Here is a 15,965-nt window from a genome sequence, read left to right as displayed (position 1 = left end):
ACAGTCATGGAATCTTTTTTAATCTCTTTTAAAGAAGGACAATTCTGAAAAATGTACGTAAGTTGCAGCACCCCAAGTCTCCAATACTTTAAAACGGACATATTGTACCGGAGCTAAGCCTGTAGGGAAAGTAAATTTCTCTCCGGCCCTTGCAAAAGCATAGTCCGCATCACTGTTTTGTCCCCGAGGCTGCCCGGATGGCTTCACCGAAGTAAAAGTCGCAAGCTTTGTCCAGCTGTTGTCGAAGCTCCCATTTGGATTGGGACTATTGCTTCCCCATATTTCAAACACTTTTAAATTTGCGACATTGTACAGTGCATTTTCTCTTTGCCATAATTTGAGGTTGTCGAGCTGTGCCGACTGCCCCAAATTGATCGTAAATGATTGTGGCATACCAGTTCCGCCGGTATGGTATCCCTGGTCTTGCCCAGTGATGTTGTCCCATGTGCGCGACAAGACCCATCCGTATTCATCCGGTGAATCGGTCGGCAACCTGAACTCGCGGAAAAGAGATTTATCCAACTGACTGACTTTAATGATCGTTGGGAAATCGGTAAACTGAGTGACGTTAAATACATCATATGAATTAAGTTCAGGCTGATAAGAAGACCTGTATTTAATTGCCGTACCCAGCTTATAGTCAGAGATAACCAGTGTGTTCACATCCGGCCCCAACTCTTTTGTAGCGGCCACACCAGTTGTATTGGTATAGCTCACCGTGGTAGACACATTCATCGTATCTCTTTTATTAAAATTCAACTGTAGGTTCCCGTTTGCCAGAAACTCGTATGGGTTTGACGTATTATAACTTCTGTTCAGCAAGGTTGCAGTATAAGTTGCGCCGTATACCCTTACGTTATTAACCTCCTTTTTCACAGAACTATTGCCATCACGGTCATAGGAGACTATGGTGAAGGAATATACATATTCATTGAGGTTCGGAATCACTACATTCACCTCATCTGCCGGATTGTGCGATGTAGCAGCAACTTCCTGTGTGCTGGTACCATTGTTCCAGGATACGACATATTTTGTAATGCTGGGATCGGGACTCGGATTCCAGTAAAGTTGTGTCCGAAGATTTCCTGCTCTGTAACGCGGGCTCTTGATCACACCGGGGTAAACGACCTCTTTGTTCTCCAGATAATCCTTATAATTATCGGCATATTTTTCACAGCTCATCAGGAATATGCTGCTGAAGCAGCAAGTGAGTACGATGTTCAATATATTTTTCATATTCTATCTTTTTAAATTGGCGGCAGCCCTTTACAAAGGATTACCATAAACACTGATTTCCATAGCATTCACATAGTTCAGGCCACCCCAGGTTTGTGTCACATGGAATCTTACATATTTAACCGGTGGTGCTGCCCTTGGCATGGTAAAATTCACCCCCTGTGCCACAAAAGCCATATCAGCGGCATTTGCCTGACTTGCCGGCAATCCGGAGGGCGGATTCGGAAATGTAAAATTCCCCAGGTTAGTCCAGTCTCCCACAACCGTACCTTCCGACGAAGTTTGCGGCATCTGCGCATCAGCTGGATTATCCTTATTGGTGCCCCATAAGGTAAACTGGCGGGTATTTTGGAAGCTGTAATAGTTGGAAGGCCTTTGCCAGACCACAATACGGCTCAGTTTTGCCGAAACCCCCATACCAAATGTACCTATAGAGCGGGTTACATTGGTATTGGTATGCCATCCGGTTCCGTCTATCCTTCCATCAAAAAAGTACTTAAAATCCCAACCGTACTGATCGGTAGCGGCATCGCTTGCCAGCTTGTACACGAAAAACTTGCTCTTGTCCAGTAAAGTTTCAAACAATGGGGTTACCGTTTTAAACAAGGTGTCAGAAGCATTGCCAAACCGGTCTGTGGTAAATATCCCAACCTTATGTGGTGTCGGCGGCAAGTTCCTCACAGAGATGTCTATCTTTTCAGTGTTCAGGTATACCGGCTCCTGTTCATCAAGGCGTTTGGTACTTTCGTTGTACACCAGCATGTGCATGGCCAGGGGCGCTCTGTTTGGGTTTAAGCCAGCGAAATTCGCTCCTCCAAAATCTGCTGTGATGTCTATAGCAGCATTCGCCAATATGTAATTAGGCGTTGCCGGATGAACTTTCACTGTGACCGGATCAGATTTCAAATTGGCACGGCTCACAGCGTATAAGGTCACTTCATAATCCTGTGACCGGGCAAAGCCGTCTACAAAGATGGTATCTGTATAGTAACTCGATTTTGTTTCCCTTACCCTGCTCGCATTGATCGGATAACTCGCCAGTACGTACAAGAGATTTTTTGAATCTGGAAGCCTGTAGGTGATCCTGGCAGCCCCATTCAGGTTTTCTACCTTAACGCCAGTCACTACACCTGGTTTTGTCATATCATTGGAGACAATGTCAACAGCATTTTCCATCTTTTTACAGCCAGTATAAAAGAGGGCAATAAGCACTGTTGCCAGGATTAAAAACAAAGGTGTCTTTTTATAATAAATTCTTTTCATAATGTTATGATTAATACTATGTACAATGATTCAATGCCTACCAGAAAGGAGCCTGCACCAGTTTATCGTTTATCACTACCTCAGAGTTACGGATCGGCCACAAATAATCTTTTACCCCAAAGAAAGGGATAGCCACCGTTACAGGGCGATAGTAGTTGATGGCACTGCTCTCGCCGATGCTCCATCCCTGGAGTGGCCTGCTCAACACATCCTGAATTTCTTTCCAGCGACGCAGGTCCCAACCGCTTTGCCCTTCAAAACACAATTCAATCCTTCTTTCCTGGTGAATGATCTGACGCCTTCCTTCTTTGCTATCAGGCTTAGCCGGATTTTTGGAATAGGCCTTCCAGGCAGCATCTACACCTGGTATACCGGCCCTTATACGTACCCTGTCTACCCAGCTCAGGACATCAGCTTTAGCAGCGGTCCCCTCTTCATTCAGCGCCTCCGCATACAAGAGGTATAAACCCGAAAGTCTTATAATTGGCATCCTGTAATTAGAAAAACTTGGAGAGGCCGTCCGCATTATGGAAAGATAGTTTACCAGCTTCTTAGGCCAGTACCCGGTGATGTTGGTCGCGTACTGACTCTTTGTACCTGCAGTTGAAAACGGACCCTTGGCCTGTACATAATCTGCATCTGTTTCTACGGTCTTGTCATTTCCAAACCAGATGCTGCCGTCAAAAGCTAAATCCGCATAATACCTCGGCTCACGGTTGAAGTTAGCTTTGGCGGTTTCATATCCTTGTTTGATGTAGAACCTATTTGCAGCATCACCTACCTGAGGGCTATTTCTGTTGGCATAATCAAAGATGCCGCTATTGTCTTCGCTTATCGGCACGCCATTCTTCGTGTAAAATAACTCTGTAGTACCAAGCGGTACCGACCAGTTAGAAGGGTGTGTATTGCCCGCACCAACTGCTTCAGTGGTCAGCTTGGGAAAAATAAAGCCTTGATAATCAAAAAAGTATTGCGACGCTAAGATCAACTCCGGATTCTGATCCCATCTTTCAGTAATTGCCACCTGCAGTTTCAGGACTTGTTTGACTTCATTAGAAACAGAATTATCCACTTTTTCAGTCGGTACCCTGTTGTACAACGCACCACCATTGGCTTCAAACTCGTCTATCGCTTCTTTGCAGGCTTTAGCTGCCAGAGTCCATTTACCCGGATCGGCAGTAGCAGCAAAAAGATTTCTCCCATCTTTGTTTTTAAAAGAAGCATAATCACTATTGCCGTTAAACAATGGACTGGCTGCAGTCACCAATGCCTCTGCTTTTACCGCCATGGCAATGGATTTAGTTGCCCTTCCCATTTGCTGCAGACGGTCTTCCACCACAGAAGGCAGATCAGGAATTGCTTCATTCAGCAGTTCCACGACATAAGCAAAAGATTCATCAACAGTTGAACGTGCTACTTTCGTTTCTTCGATCCCTGCATCAATAGGACGGTTTACTTTAGCCAATACAATTGGACCATACAGCCTGATCAGGTAATAATGGAAGTAGGCCTTTAAAAATTTTGTCTCTGCAATCCATTTTTTCCGTTCAGCCTCAGACAGATCATAGGGCTTATTGATGTTTTCCAGCATGATGTTGCATCTTCTGATCGCTTGGTAAATCGTTATGCCATTGTTTGCACCGTTCCAGTAATCCAGCACCGGACTCGACACATTCTGTACATTACCCCGGATCAGTTTAAAACCCGGGCCGGTAATTGTATTAAATATATTGTCGTCCAGGTTCGGATAAATGATCTCAGCAGAGGTCACAAAACCCACATTATCTACCACATTGCGGTTCAGGTTCTGATAAGTATTGTAGCAGCCAAACAGATAATTTTCAGTTTCATTCCTATTGGAAAAAGCATAGTCCAGTGTGCCCACGTTATTAGGGACTATATCCAAATATTTTTTACAGGACCCCATAATGCAAAGCATCAGCAGGCAGGTCAGTTTATAATAGAGTTTCATTCTTTCTTATTTCAGTTGATAATCGTTTCTTATAAATTCACATTCAGGCCAAAGTTGAATACCTTTTGGATTGGGTAAGAGAAGCCGTTTCCTCCCAGTTCCGGATCCCACATCTTAAACTTGCTCCAGGTAGCCAGATTCAGGCCATTAAAGTAAATGCGGCAGTTCGAAAGCCTCAACTTACTGGCAATTTTCTGTGGCAATGTATAACCGATCTCTACAGATTTCAACCTGATAAAACTGGCGTCTTTTAGCCACCATGAACTCGGTTGCAGGTTATTCGCCAAGAGTGCCGAGCTGGTTCCTAACCTTGGATAAGCGGCATATAGATTTTGATTTTCTTCAGACCAATGGCTATCCGCAAATTCCTTCAGCACCTGTGTACGGCCTTCTACATACATCACCTGACGGTCCAGAAAAGGACTCGTAGTCTTTGGATTTACAAAGAAAGATACCCTGGCCTGTCCCTGGAAAAACGCAGAGAAGTCAAACCCTTTATAACCGGTTGATAAACCAAAACCATACACCACCTCAGGTGTGGTGGGATAGCCCAGAAAAACCATATCCAAATCGTCTATTCTTCCATCACCGTTCATGTCCCGGTATTTGATATCACCCGCTCTTGGTGCTGCTCCGGTAATCGAATTGCCATACACGTCAGAAGTATTGAAAATCTGCGTCGGTGAATTGTTGACCTCCGCATCATCCACAAAAAGGCGCTCGGCAATGTAACCATAGCCGCGACTTATTGGCTGACCGATAAAATGCCTCCATGGCTCTGCATAATTGGGCTCTTCTATATAAGTATACTTGTTGGTAGAATAAGTAAAATTACCGCGCATAGAGGTCCAAAGTCCATTTTTGAAACTCTGTTTGTAATCTACAGACAAATCTATCCCCTTGGAATCCACGACTCCGAGATTGGTAAGTACTTTGGCCTCCAGGCCCTCGGTTGCAGGGATGTTTCTTTCACGAAGGATGTCATAACGGTGATTTTTATAAAACTCCGCGATCACACTAAAATTCTTAAATAAAGTAGCCTCCGTAGCAAAATTGGTCTGACGGGAAGTTTCCCAGGTAATATTGGGGTTTGGATAGCTCTGAATGGTCACACCATTCAACTGCTTTCCGTTATTAATTCCAAACTGCGCAAAATTTCCACCGTTCAGGTTTACCCTGGAAACATAAAAGAACCGGTCTGCACCAATGGCATCGTTACCTACCAAACCATGGCTCACGCGGAACTTTAAGCGGTTTACGATATCATTTTGTTTCCAGAAACCTTCGTTGGACACTACCCAGCCCGCACCAATGGTTGGGAAGAAACCATAACGGTTATTTTCTGAAAACCTTTCAGAACCGTTATAGCCAAAGTTAAATTCGGTAAAATACCGCCCTTTATACGAATAAGTTGCCCTGCCGGATAATCCAAGGTTTCTGAACGGCAATGAATTGTACAGGTTGTTACTGGCATAAAGACGTTGCTGGCCAGTACCGATGAGCGTAGAGCTCAGGGTATGATCTCCAAATGTCCTGTTGTAATCTATTGCACTTTGCAAATACACGAAAGACTCTGCCTCAGGCGTATTGGAACCATACATCAGATATTCCGTAGGTATGTTTGGCACGCCATTCAGATTCGTAGGGTTCAACCATGTTAGGGAATAGGTATTCGCTTCCCTGTTGTAGTTGTTGGCGCCGTAGAAATAAGGGTTGTAATAAAGCTGAGAAGCAAAGAACGAGCGTCTGTTGGTATTGAACATCGCCCTGAATTTGAGCCCCTCAGTAATGAATTTAAAATCCTGGTTCAACTCAAGCTGAGCAGACATACGGGATTCTGAAGAATTTTTATGCCCCTTCAGCAGTTGGGCATATGGATTTCCATTAGGATATATTACATCATTGCTGGCTGTCCCGTTTGGGCCACCTATATTTCCAAACAAGATGTGGTTCACACCTGCATTCTCCGCATTTACCGGATAATAAGCCGGGAACAACACCGGACTGGCATGAGAAGCGATCGCATACAGATCGGAGGCAAAATTGCCATCCAGGGTGATCGGTCCATTGTAATCACTGAAAGTTCCCGACAACCTGATCACGAGTTCGGTGGTCTTACTCAGGTTTACATTCACATTCGAACGCAACTGATAATTCTTAAAATTGACATTATTATCATTGTTGTTTCTCACATCGGTTTTTAATATCCCGTTGTCAATATTATAAGATCCGGCAATATAATATTTAGCAGTTTGTCCGCCCCCGCTGATGCTCAAATTGTTGCGCTGGGTAGTAGCTCTGTCTTTAAATAGCATATCTATCCAGTCTACTGCAGGAAAAACGTAGGGGTTGCTGCCTGGAGTACCTGCTATAGAGGCTTTGGTATTGTCTATTTTAGTTTGGGTAAAGGGTAAAGGTAGTGTAGGGTTACGGGTGAGTGAAGCTTCATTAAATAAGCTCATGTATTCGATTGGGTCTACCAGCTCTAAAGTTTGGGTAGATTGCGAAACTGAATATTCCGAACGGAAATTTATTTTAGCTTTTCCTTCTTTACCTTCTTTTGTATTGACCAAAATTACGCCATTGGCACCACGTGCTCCGTATAGTGCTGTAGCACTGGCATCCTTTAGGATCACAAAACTTGCAATATCATCCACATTGAGACGGGCGAGGTCATTCGGCGTCAGCTCTACGTTATCTATTAGGATCAGGGGATCTTGTTTATAGCCGAAGGTGGTCACACCACGGATAAAGAAAGATGCATTATCCTGACCTGGCTGCCCACTTCGCTGATAAGCAATAATACCAGCGGCCTGTCCTGCCAATGAAGCGGTAAGGTTACTCGCCGGGATCTTTAAATTCCCCGGGCTTATTGCCGTTACCGAGCCTACCAGGGCTTCCTTACGTTGCTTTTGTCCCATTGCAGTGATCACTACCTCTTCTCCGGTCAGGTTTTCTTCCTTTAGGACGATGTTTAAGGCCTTGTTATCAGCAGATACAGTTACACGTTGCTCCCTGAATCCCACATAGGAGATCTTCAGTACCGCTCCCGCTGTTACATCCAGCAGAAACCTGCCGTTATCATCCGTACGCGTGCCGATCTTTGTGTTTCCTTCCAGGACTACATTCACACCCGGGATCTTTGCCCCGAGCGTATCCGTTACCGTACCTGTTACAGTAACCCTGGCTGGAGTTTGTGAAAATGTCCGGTTCCATGCCATGCTCATTAAACAGACCAGGAGGAATACCGGAAGGTAATTAGTAGAAATTCTTTTCATACTTTATTTTGGTTTATAAATGGTAATGTAAACTTATCCGGATTCCAATGACTTTCAAATGGATAAATTTTTAAAAAAGATGGACAATATTACCATAGAGATCTTCCGGCAAGATTGGCTGTGTTTAATAAAATGCTTAGCTTAGTTTCTATAAATGAACACCAAATTTTCTTCCATTATGGATCAGCAAGGTACAGAACAGAAAAAGCGCGTTAAGGAGGGCTTTGTAGGACAGCGGATGATCGTGTTGCCCCCCAACATCAAGCGTAAGATCGTGACCAATACTATGATCAAAAATTTATACCTTACAGCCATCGGCCATTATCCGAAAGCCAGCAACCACGACAGGGAGCGAAAACATGGAAGCAGTCAGTACATCCTGCTCTATTGCCTGGAAGGGGGCGGCCACGTGTATTTGAATGGTATTCCTTACGAAATCTATCCCAATAGCTATTTCATTATCCCGCGAAACGTACCCCACCGGTACACCAGTACCGAAAACAATCCCTGGAGTATTTACTGGGTTCATTTTATGGGCGATATTGCCGACAGGTTATACGAGCGCTCCCTGGTCAATGACAGTCCACAGGTAATCGGTATTCCCTATGATGAAAACCGGATTCGCTTATTTGAACAACTCTACTATATTCTCGAACATAGCTTTAATGAAAAGGATATGGAGATCATCAATTTCAAGTTGCTGTATTTCATCTCCTCACTCATTTATTATAAAGAAGAGAACCCAGCCGTGTACAACACCGATTCCATCAGCAATTCTATTGCTTATATGAAGCAAAACATCAATGAGAAATTTGGCATAGAAGAATTGGCGGCCCAACAAAACATTTCTGTATCGCACTATTCCAGATCTTTCAAACAAAAGACAGGCTCCTCGCCCATCAATTATTTCAACCAGCTCAAAATCCAAAAATCCTGCCAGTACCTCTACTTTACCGATCGCAGCATCAAGGAAATCTGTACAGAACTGGGTTTCGAAGACCAATACTATTTCTCCAGGCTTTTTCGGAATGTAATTGGTAGTTCCCCCTCACAATATAAGAAGCGGCATAAAAAGTAGTAGGTTGATTATCAACGGTTGGCAAAAATGTCTTTCAGCATTGACATTAATTGTTGATATTTGTGATTTCTAAATATATAAATAAACTAAAGTTTTCTACCTGATCCATAACCGTATCAAAAACTAATGCTGAGCGGCTATGATCTAACGTTAGAAATTCTGTAATTTTGGAGCATGTATAACAAAAGTGATATCGAATTAAAAGTAGCTGAATTTTTATTACAAATAAAAGCAATAAAGTTACAACCAAACAACCCTTTTACCTGGGCCTCAGGTTGGAAATCGCCTATTTACTGTGACAACAGGGTCACACTTTCCCATCCTTCAGTTAGAACATACATCAGACAAAAACTTACCCAACTGATCCAGGAAGAATTCGGCTCTGTCGATCTGATTGCTGGAGTTGCTACAGCCGGTATCCCTCAGGGTGCATTGGTTGCTCAGGAACTCGGCCTGCCATTTGCGTATGTGAGGTCTAAAGCTAAAGAGCATGGTACAGGTAGTCTGATCGAAGGAGAAATTGTAGAAGGACAGCGTGTAGTAGTCATTGAAGATCTGATTTCCACAGGAAAAAGTAGTCTGCAGGCTGTAGATGCCCTAAGGAATGCCGGACTTTCAGTTGCTGGACTCGTAGCTATCTTCACCTATGGTTTTGACCAGGCCGAAGAAAACTTCAAAGAGGCAAAATGCCGCTATGCTACCCTATCTAACTACAATACCCTGATTGAGTACGCTGCAGAACACAGTTTCATCGCTCAAAACGACGTTGACCTGTTGACAAAATGGAGAAGAAACCCTTCAGAATGGGGTAAGGAACTGGAAAAATTAAGCTAAGATCAAATCATCATGACCATTATAGAAAGCAGTACTGAAATCAATCAGCCCGTAGAGAAAGTGTATACCTTTCTGGCGGACCTCAACAATCACCAGCAGTTGATGCCTGAAAACATCTACAACTGGTCTTCGACAGAAGATGAAGCAAGCTTCACCATCCAGAATATGGCTAAACTGGCCATCAGAATCTCCGACCGTGTTGAAAACCAGGAGTTAACTGCACTTCCTACTGAAAAACCTCCCTTTGATGTAGAATTGAAATGGAAAGTACAGGACAATGGTAAAGGCGGCACCACTGCGACACATCTCATCTCTGCCGACCTGAATATGATGATGAAAATGCTGGCTTCCGGCCCACTTCAAAAACTTGCAGATCACCAGACAACAAGACTTTCAGAAATACTGAAATAAACCTTAAATACTCATTACAAAGGGCGGTACCATCAAGGACACCGCCTTTTTTTATGCATCTACAAGCGCATTCGCTTCATTACAAAGAAAAAGCCGATGGCCGTCATCGTTAGGGCAGCGGTTGTGCCCCACCACAAGACTTCGAAACCAAAAGCCCCGGCAATTCTGGTACCCAGGAATGGAGAAAAGACATGACCTATGGAAAAAGACAAGGCATTCAATGCCATATAAGCCCCCCGCTTTTTTAAACTGGATCTTTTCAGTGTTATTGTAGCCATAAAAGGCATGGCCAAAATCTCTGCAAGACAGAGTACAAACATGGCGAAGTACAATACCGGAATACCCTTAGCCAGGTTGAGGATCAGAAAAGAAAAGGCGCAGAGCACAGTACCCGCTACAATGACTGTCCGCACGGTAAAATTGCGTTCAGCAATATGCACCATCAACATTTCCAATGAAAACACCACCACTCCACTGAACGCCAGGATAATGCCAATCTGGGTTTCAGATAACTGGTAAACTGTACGGTAATACAAAGGTAATGTACTCAACAATTGCAAAAAACAAATTGCAAACACACAGCAGAGCAGACTAAACAACACGTAAGGCAAGTCGCGATAAGGTGAGCGCCCGGCTTCGTCTGTCTGTTCTTCAGCAGGATTCTGTTTCGGCCCTGCATTACCCTTCAGGTTTCTAAAGTAAAAATAGAATAGTAAGCCTGAACCCAATGCAGCGATGGCATTACCGTAAAATAAAAAGCGATAAGAAATGGCTGCGAGAAAACCGCCAAGTGCCGGTCCGATAGAAAAGCCCAGGTTCATCGCCATCCTGTTCAGGGAGAAGGAACGAACCACATTATCAGGTTTGGAGTAGTACGCGACGGAGACCGAATTGGCAGGTCTGAACGTCTCAGAGATCAGGCTCAAGGTAAAAACACCAATTGCCAGTGGAAGCACAGCATCCAGCTGTGGCAACAAAACAAACATTGGAACGGTAAGGAAAAGACTGACGAGTTGCACTTTAAAATGGCCTGCCTTATCGCTCAGCCAGCCACCAAGGAAATTGCCGGATACAGCTCCCAGTCCGAAGCAACTCAGCACAGTACCTGTATCCTGCAGGGAAAAATGGAGGTGATTGACCATGTAAACCCCCAGAAATGGGATGACCATGGCACCACTACGGTTGATGAGCATCACGAGTGCCAACATCCATGCAGGTGTAGACAATCCGCGATAGGCCTCGAGGTATAAACGTATAAAATCTTTCAATTAGATCACTACACTGAACTGAATTTCTTCAGGTGGAGTACACTGGTGATCGTCGCAGGCGCCAAACTCCAGTTTGCCTTTCACCGCTACTTTTCCCGCTGATTTGAGTGTTACCTTTTGTTGAAAAACGACTGTTTTCTCAAAATAACCGATATTCATGTTGAACATCTTATCGAAGTGACTTACAGGTTTTGGTTCTATGGTTTTTCCGTTCAGCACAAAATCTTTAGAAGGCTGAAAGGTAAACACCGTTCTTGTTGGCCCATCAGCAGCAATATTTTGCGAATAAATGTGCCAGCCGTTATTGATGGTCGCCTTCAGGAATACAATGCCTTCCTTGGCATTAAGCCTTTTTGCAGCGTAACTCCATTTGACTGGTTTCAATATTTGCGCATTGGCAAACTGGACCAATGTACAAAAAGCGAGTAAAAGGAAAAGTTTCTTCATGGTGCTCCTATTTTTATTTGAACGTATGGATGTAAATCTAGCATTTTACACCATTTGCCGATCTAAATTCTCTGAAATAGTAAAGTAACATTTCAGATTGAAAAATCAGGTATTGGTGGTCAGGGTGCTGAGCAATTTACAATGATCACATCTAAAATCATAGAATCCCAGCCATTTTTCAGCGAGTAGCCATTCTCCATCACAGGATGGACATTTACATTGTTTATCCTTTTCCAGAGAAATATTTTTGTAATTGAACAGATAGTAGTAGTAGCTGGGTACCCCGGTCCGTTTTGTGATTCTGCTGCAAACATCAATTCCAAATTTTGAAAGCTGAGATTTCCAATCAGACATTTGCTTGATTGCCCATTCTTCTCCCACATGACAGCCCATATTCAAGCTGTCACAGGCTGCATAATCCTCAGCCCAGCACTTTATATCGGCCCTGTCACTACTGGTCAATTCTTCCAATTGGTATACAGGAACCGGGCAACCACAGTTCCCGCAATCGATCACAGCACCTTCGTTAGCATAGGCAGTAAACAAAACATAAGTATGCCTGTTTCCACATTTACAAACTTCCTTGTATGCAGGGATGTGCTGGCCAGCTACCATTGTGATCAATGGCGCATTGCACCAAGTTTCCAGATTTTTGACGCTGGCTGCCACCCATTCATCATAATATTTTGCATCCAAAGCATCTTTCTCCAAAGTAGTCTGATAAGAGATCAGTTCATTTTCACTGACATAAGGAGAAGCTATACCACCCACAACCTGACCTGTCCTCGAGAAACTGGTCATCAACATCATAAATTCATCAAACAGTTTTTCTTTGTCGTAATCGGAATTGATGGCTATTGAGATCTTTTGCTTGTACATGATCGTATTTTTTAGATATTGAATCTAAAAAATATTTTCCAGAAATCACATAGCTGCAATCGCACGGCACAGCAGTTCTATTTCTTCTTCCGTATTGTAATAATGTACCGACGCTCGGACTACTGTTGAAAGCTGATTCTTTTCCATATAGATCGGTGTGGCCTGGGCTCCGCCTACAGATACATTGATACCGGCCGCAGCCAGCTTTATCTTCAGCTCCAAACTCTCTGTTCCATCGAGGGTAAACGTGACAATACCACTTTTATGGTCACCAAAATCATGAACCCTCAGTCCGGGAATCTCAGCCAGCGCACTGCGCATTATGCCCGATAAATATTCAATTCTCGCCCAAATGCGGTCCAGACCGATGCCTAGCGCATACTCTACTGCCTTCCCCAATCCAAGTGTGAGCGCCCTGTTTTTTTCATACAGTTCAAAACGGCGTGCATCTTGTCTTATGGTATAGCCGGACAGAGATACGTTACCTGCGGAGAGAAAGTCCATTAAAACAGGCTTCAATTTATCCAGACTGCTTTTCTTTACAAATAAGAACCCCGTTCCCCTGGGCGCCCTCAAATACTTCCTGCCCGTAACGGAAAGCATATCGCATTTGATCTTCTGTACATCAAGCGGCATTTGCCCCACACTCTGGCAAGCATCTACGAGGTAAAGTATTCCTCTGCTTTCTGCAACTTTACCAATCTCTTCTATGGGTAGAATGCTTCCTCCAGAAGAGGAAACATGTGTCACCGCGATCAACTTGGTCTGAGGTGTAACGGACTGCTCGAAATCAGACATAGAAAAATTGCCATGTTCATCATTGGGAATTACTTTTACCTTTACTCCACCTAGCTGCTGCGTGTCTGCCAGACCGATCAGGTTGGTCACATACTCCATTTCACTGGTAATGATCTCATCGCCTTCCTGAAAAGACAATCCTTTAAATGCAGTACCCCAGGCCGCGCTGGCATTTTCAAACAAGGCTATTTCATCGCGTTCAGCGTTAATCAGGGTCGCAATACGATCATATACCGCATCGATCTGAGGCTGATATTTCGCTTCAGTCTCGTATCCGCCTGCCATCGCCTCCTCCCTTAAATAGTCTATCACAGTATCCACCACCACATCGGCAGGCAGGGATGAACCCGCATTGTTAAAATGTACGACCTGGGCTACCCCTCTGGTCTGACTACGTAATTCCTGAACTTCTTTATGTGCTATCATTGTATCATTTTGGTAAGACAATAATACCCATCATTTTTTTAAAAAAACACTATTCTACATACACTTTTCTACCTTCTATTCTGAATTGAAGGCCCATAGCTGCATTAATCAGATGTAGTGCCTCCGACAGCTTTTTAGTCCGGCTGAATTGTCCCGTAAGTAAACCGCCCGCGCTTCGTTTCTCATTGACATAGACGACTTCAACGTCATACCAATAGGCAATCTTATTCATCACCTCCAGAATATTTTCATTTTCAAAATAAAAATCACCCGCTTTCCATGCCAGAACGACTTTCTCATCAACCTTTAAAAGCCGTTGAAATTCTTTATTCAGCACAAACTGCTGACCGGCCTTCAGGACAAGGGCTTTATGATCTCCACTTTTCTTTGCTGCACTGGCCTGATCAATGAATTTCGGAACCGGGTTTACCTGCACACTTCCCTCCAGTAATGAAGTCACTGCCGAGGCCTGACCGCCATAATCGCTGAGGTTAAATCGTGTTCCCAGCACTTCTATTTGCTGACTCGGACTTTGCACAATAAAAGGATGTCTCTGATCTGGACTTACCTCAAAATATCCTTCTCCTGAAAATTTCACAGTCCGGGTACTGCTTCCATCAAAACTGGATGGAAAATCCAACTGCGAGCCTGCATTCAACCACACCTTCGTCCCGTCAGCCAATACCATTTGATAGGTCTGACCTTTGCCGGTACTGATCGACATCGGGAAAGCAATCATTCCAGTTGAAGCTTTGCTTTCAACAGGGAGTTCCTCCTGACGCTCCTGCTTTGCCACATCAAGACCAACCGCTGAGCCATCGCTATATTTCAAATCTTCACCAATAACAACTGCACTTTTTACCGCACTCAAAAAGATGCTGTCTCCACCTGTCAGTTTCAAGGTTGCCCCTTTGCCTCCTGCCGCCACATCATTTTTCCCGGGTATAGCTGCACTCGGCCCTGGGATGATTTCGGTCCGCATAGCGATGCCCCGATCAGCATCGAGCGTATGCCCTGATGAATAGTCCCTAAAGAACCACACGCCAAATATGACCGTTGCTACGGCCGCTGCTATCAAAATAATACGCGCCCAGGGGAATGGACCTGCTTCCACAGTTATGCCCGTGTCAATCCTCTGCTTTATTTGCAAGCCCAGCTGTGTTTTTTCTTCAGAATTCAGTAATGCAAGTACATCAGGATCCGCCATAAAAAAATCATAATAAGCATGTAGCAGGTTTTGCTCTCCATTACTGGATTCGCCATCGAGGTATCTTTGAAGCAGGTTTAGAAATTGGTTTTTGGTCATGGTTGTTATTTTTGTCTACCATTAAAGAGACCTCAACCTGAAAATCTCACATAAGGAATCAAAAAAAATATTTCGGTCACTGATGCTGACTGAGTAAGAACGCGATTGAAAGCAAAGAAGCCTTTAACATCGTTACCGCTCTCGTCAACTGGTTTTGGACAGTCCCCCTGGAAAGGTTAAGCATCTCAGCGATTTCCTGCGTTGAGTAGTCTTCATGGTAACGCATCCGGAAAATCTGTTGCTGTGCAGGAGGCATTGCATTCACAAAGCTCTCGTAATGTTTAAGAAACTCTTTCTCCAAAAGTACCGCATCTGCCTGTGGATATTGTGCCCGGGCCTCCAGGATCAGTTCATCGATGGGGATAAATCTTGATTCCTGCTTTAAAGTCCGAAACACATTGTTCCTGACTGCAGTAAAAAGGTAAGCGGGTAGATTTTCAATGGAATTGACCGCTCTATGCGACCAAAGGTGAATAAAAACATCCTGGGTGATGTCCTTTGACAACTCAGGGTCACGCAATTTTTTAAAGGATTGATTATAAACCCGTTCCCAATGTTTTTCATACAATTCATCAAAAGCAGACTTGTCCCCTTGACGCAGTTTAAAGAGCAGTTCGCGGTCAGAAAAAGTGCTTTGATTGTTCATAGAGCGACTAATATACAATTCTTGCAGTAAAATAGTAACTTGACCAGGCAACTATTGGCTGAGTTTAAAACTTAATATCAATCCAATGAAGAACCTGCTATCTTTACCCAATAAAGCAGCGAA

The 15,965-nt window shown here is 43.9% G+C and carries 13 protein-coding genes; 3 read left to right on the top strand and 10 right to left on the bottom strand.

Features of this window, described 5'->3' with window-relative positions:
- Window positions 1-18: 18 nt before the first annotated feature.
- The 4 genes from WAE59_RS01470 to WAE59_RS01455 are packed head-to-tail and all read right to left on the bottom strand — an operon-like array spanning window position 19 to window position 7,749.
- Window positions 19-1,236, bottom strand: coding sequence for a DUF4998 domain-containing protein (locus WAE59_RS01470; RefSeq protein ID WP_337854149.1), 1,218 nt, complete (start codon window positions 1,234-1,236; stop codon window positions 19-21).
- A gap of 30 nt (window positions 1,237-1,266) precedes the next feature.
- Window positions 1,267-2,499, bottom strand: a complete 1,233-nt coding sequence (locus WAE59_RS01465) for a DUF4959 domain-containing protein (RefSeq protein WP_337854148.1) — start codon at window positions 2,497-2,499, stop codon at window positions 1,267-1,269.
- Between the two features lie 37 nt (window positions 2,500-2,536).
- Entirely contained in the window at window positions 2,537-4,471 is a 1,935-nt protein-coding gene (locus WAE59_RS01460) for a RagB/SusD family nutrient uptake outer membrane protein (RefSeq protein WP_337854147.1), read from the bottom strand.
- A 29-nt stretch (window positions 4,472-4,500) separates the two neighbouring features.
- Window positions 4,501-7,749: a SusC/RagA family TonB-linked outer membrane protein gene (locus WAE59_RS01455; protein WP_337854146.1), complete on the bottom strand. Its 3,249-nt coding sequence runs from the start codon at window positions 7,747-7,749 to the stop codon at window positions 4,501-4,503.
- Window positions 7,750-7,903: 154 nt separating this feature from the next.
- On the opposite strand from WAE59_RS01455, the gene WAE59_RS01450 reads away from it, so the two are divergent.
- From WAE59_RS01450 to WAE59_RS01440, 3 genes are all read left to right on the top strand, one after another.
- Window positions 7,904-8,827 carry a helix-turn-helix domain-containing protein gene (locus WAE59_RS01450; protein WP_337854145.1) on the top strand — a complete coding sequence of 308 codons (924 nt, stop codon included), beginning with the start codon at window positions 7,904-7,906 and terminating at the stop codon, window positions 8,825-8,827.
- Between the two features lie 174 nt (window positions 8,828-9,001).
- Window positions 9,002-9,661, top strand: coding sequence for an orotate phosphoribosyltransferase (pyrE, locus tag WAE59_RS01445; protein ID WP_337854144.1), 660 nt, complete (start codon window positions 9,002-9,004; stop codon window positions 9,659-9,661).
- A gap of 12 nt (window positions 9,662-9,673) precedes the next feature.
- A complete protein-coding gene (locus tag WAE59_RS01440; protein WP_337854143.1) occupies window positions 9,674-10,072 on the top strand; it encodes an SRPBCC family protein in 399 nt (132 codons plus the stop codon).
- Window positions 10,073-10,131: 59 nt separating this feature from the next.
- Here the strand turns inward: WAE59_RS01440 and WAE59_RS01435 are convergent, their stop codons facing one another.
- The 6 genes from WAE59_RS01435 to WAE59_RS01410 form a co-directional block, all read right to left on the bottom strand.
- Complete coding sequence (locus tag WAE59_RS01435; RefSeq protein ID WP_337854142.1) at window positions 10,132-11,340, bottom strand: MFS transporter; 1,209 nt, start codon at window positions 11,338-11,340, stop codon at window positions 10,132-10,134.
- Window positions 11,341-11,787, bottom strand: a complete 447-nt coding sequence (locus tag WAE59_RS01430; RefSeq protein WP_337854141.1) for a protein-disulfide reductase DsbD N-terminal domain-containing protein — start codon at window positions 11,785-11,787, stop codon at window positions 11,341-11,343.
- Between the two features lie 105 nt (window positions 11,788-11,892).
- Window positions 11,893-12,666, bottom strand: coding sequence for a DUF2310 family Zn-ribbon-containing protein (locus WAE59_RS01425; protein WP_337854140.1), 774 nt, complete (start codon window positions 12,664-12,666; stop codon window positions 11,893-11,895).
- 45 nt (window positions 12,667-12,711) lie between these two features.
- A complete protein-coding gene (locus WAE59_RS01420; RefSeq protein WP_337854139.1) occupies window positions 12,712-13,890 on the bottom strand; it encodes an aminotransferase class V-fold PLP-dependent enzyme in 1,179 nt (392 codons plus the stop codon).
- A 49-nt stretch (window positions 13,891-13,939) separates the two neighbouring features.
- Window positions 13,940-15,196 (bottom strand): FecR family protein, encoded by a 1,257-nt coding sequence (locus WAE59_RS01415; protein ID WP_337854138.1) that lies wholly within the window; start codon window positions 15,194-15,196, stop codon window positions 13,940-13,942.
- Between the two features lie 76 nt (window positions 15,197-15,272).
- Window positions 15,273-15,842, bottom strand: a complete 570-nt coding sequence (locus tag WAE59_RS01410; protein WP_337854137.1) for an RNA polymerase sigma factor — start codon at window positions 15,840-15,842, stop codon at window positions 15,273-15,275.
- Window positions 15,843-15,965: the final 123 nt, after the last annotated feature.

It is taken from the genome of Pedobacter sp. GR22-6, from assembly GCF_037402555.1.
Lineage (GTDB): Bacteria > Bacteroidota > Bacteroidia > Sphingobacteriales > Sphingobacteriaceae > Pedobacter.
This window is presented reverse-complemented; position numbering and strand designations above follow the sequence as displayed.

Bases quoted from the DNA above. Each gene is read 5' to 3' on its own strand.
- WAE59_RS01470 (WP_337854149.1), bottom strand. From the start codon at position 1,236: ATGAAAAATATATTGAACATCGTACTCACTTGCTGCTTCAGCAGCATA.
- WAE59_RS01465 (WP_337854148.1), bottom strand. From the start codon at position 2,499: ATGAAAAGAATTTATTATAAAAAGACACCTTTGTTTTTAATCCTGGCA.
- WAE59_RS01460 (WP_337854147.1), bottom strand. From the start codon at position 4,471: ATGAAACTCTATTATAAACTGACCTGCCTGCTGATGCTTTGCATTATG.
- WAE59_RS01455 (WP_337854146.1), bottom strand. From the start codon at position 7,749: ATGAAAAGAATTTCTACTAATTACCTTCCGGTATTCCTCCTGGTCTGT.
- WAE59_RS01450 (WP_337854145.1), top strand. From the start codon at position 7,904: ATGAACACCAAATTTTCTTCCATTATGGATCAGCAAGGTACAGAACAG.
- pyrE (WP_337854144.1), top strand. From the start codon at position 9,002: ATGTATAACAAAAGTGATATCGAATTAAAAGTAGCTGAATTTTTATTA.
- WAE59_RS01440 (WP_337854143.1), top strand. From the start codon at position 9,674: ATGACCATTATAGAAAGCAGTACTGAAATCAATCAGCCCGTAGAGAAA.
- WAE59_RS01430 (WP_337854141.1), bottom strand. From the start codon at position 11,787: ATGAAGAAACTTTTCCTTTTACTCGCTTTTTGTACATTGGTCCAGTTT.
- WAE59_RS01425 (WP_337854140.1), bottom strand. From the start codon at position 12,666: ATGTACAAGCAAAAGATCTCAATAGCCATCAATTCCGATTACGACAAA.
- WAE59_RS01420 (WP_337854139.1), bottom strand. From the start codon at position 13,890: ATGATAGCACATAAAGAAGTTCAGGAATTACGTAGTCAGACCAGAGGG.
- WAE59_RS01415 (WP_337854138.1), bottom strand. From the start codon at position 15,196: ATGACCAAAAACCAATTTCTAAACCTGCTTCAAAGATACCTCGATGGC.
- WAE59_RS01410 (WP_337854137.1), bottom strand. From the start codon at position 15,842: ATGAACAATCAAAGCACTTTTTCTGACCGCGAACTGCTCTTTAAACTG.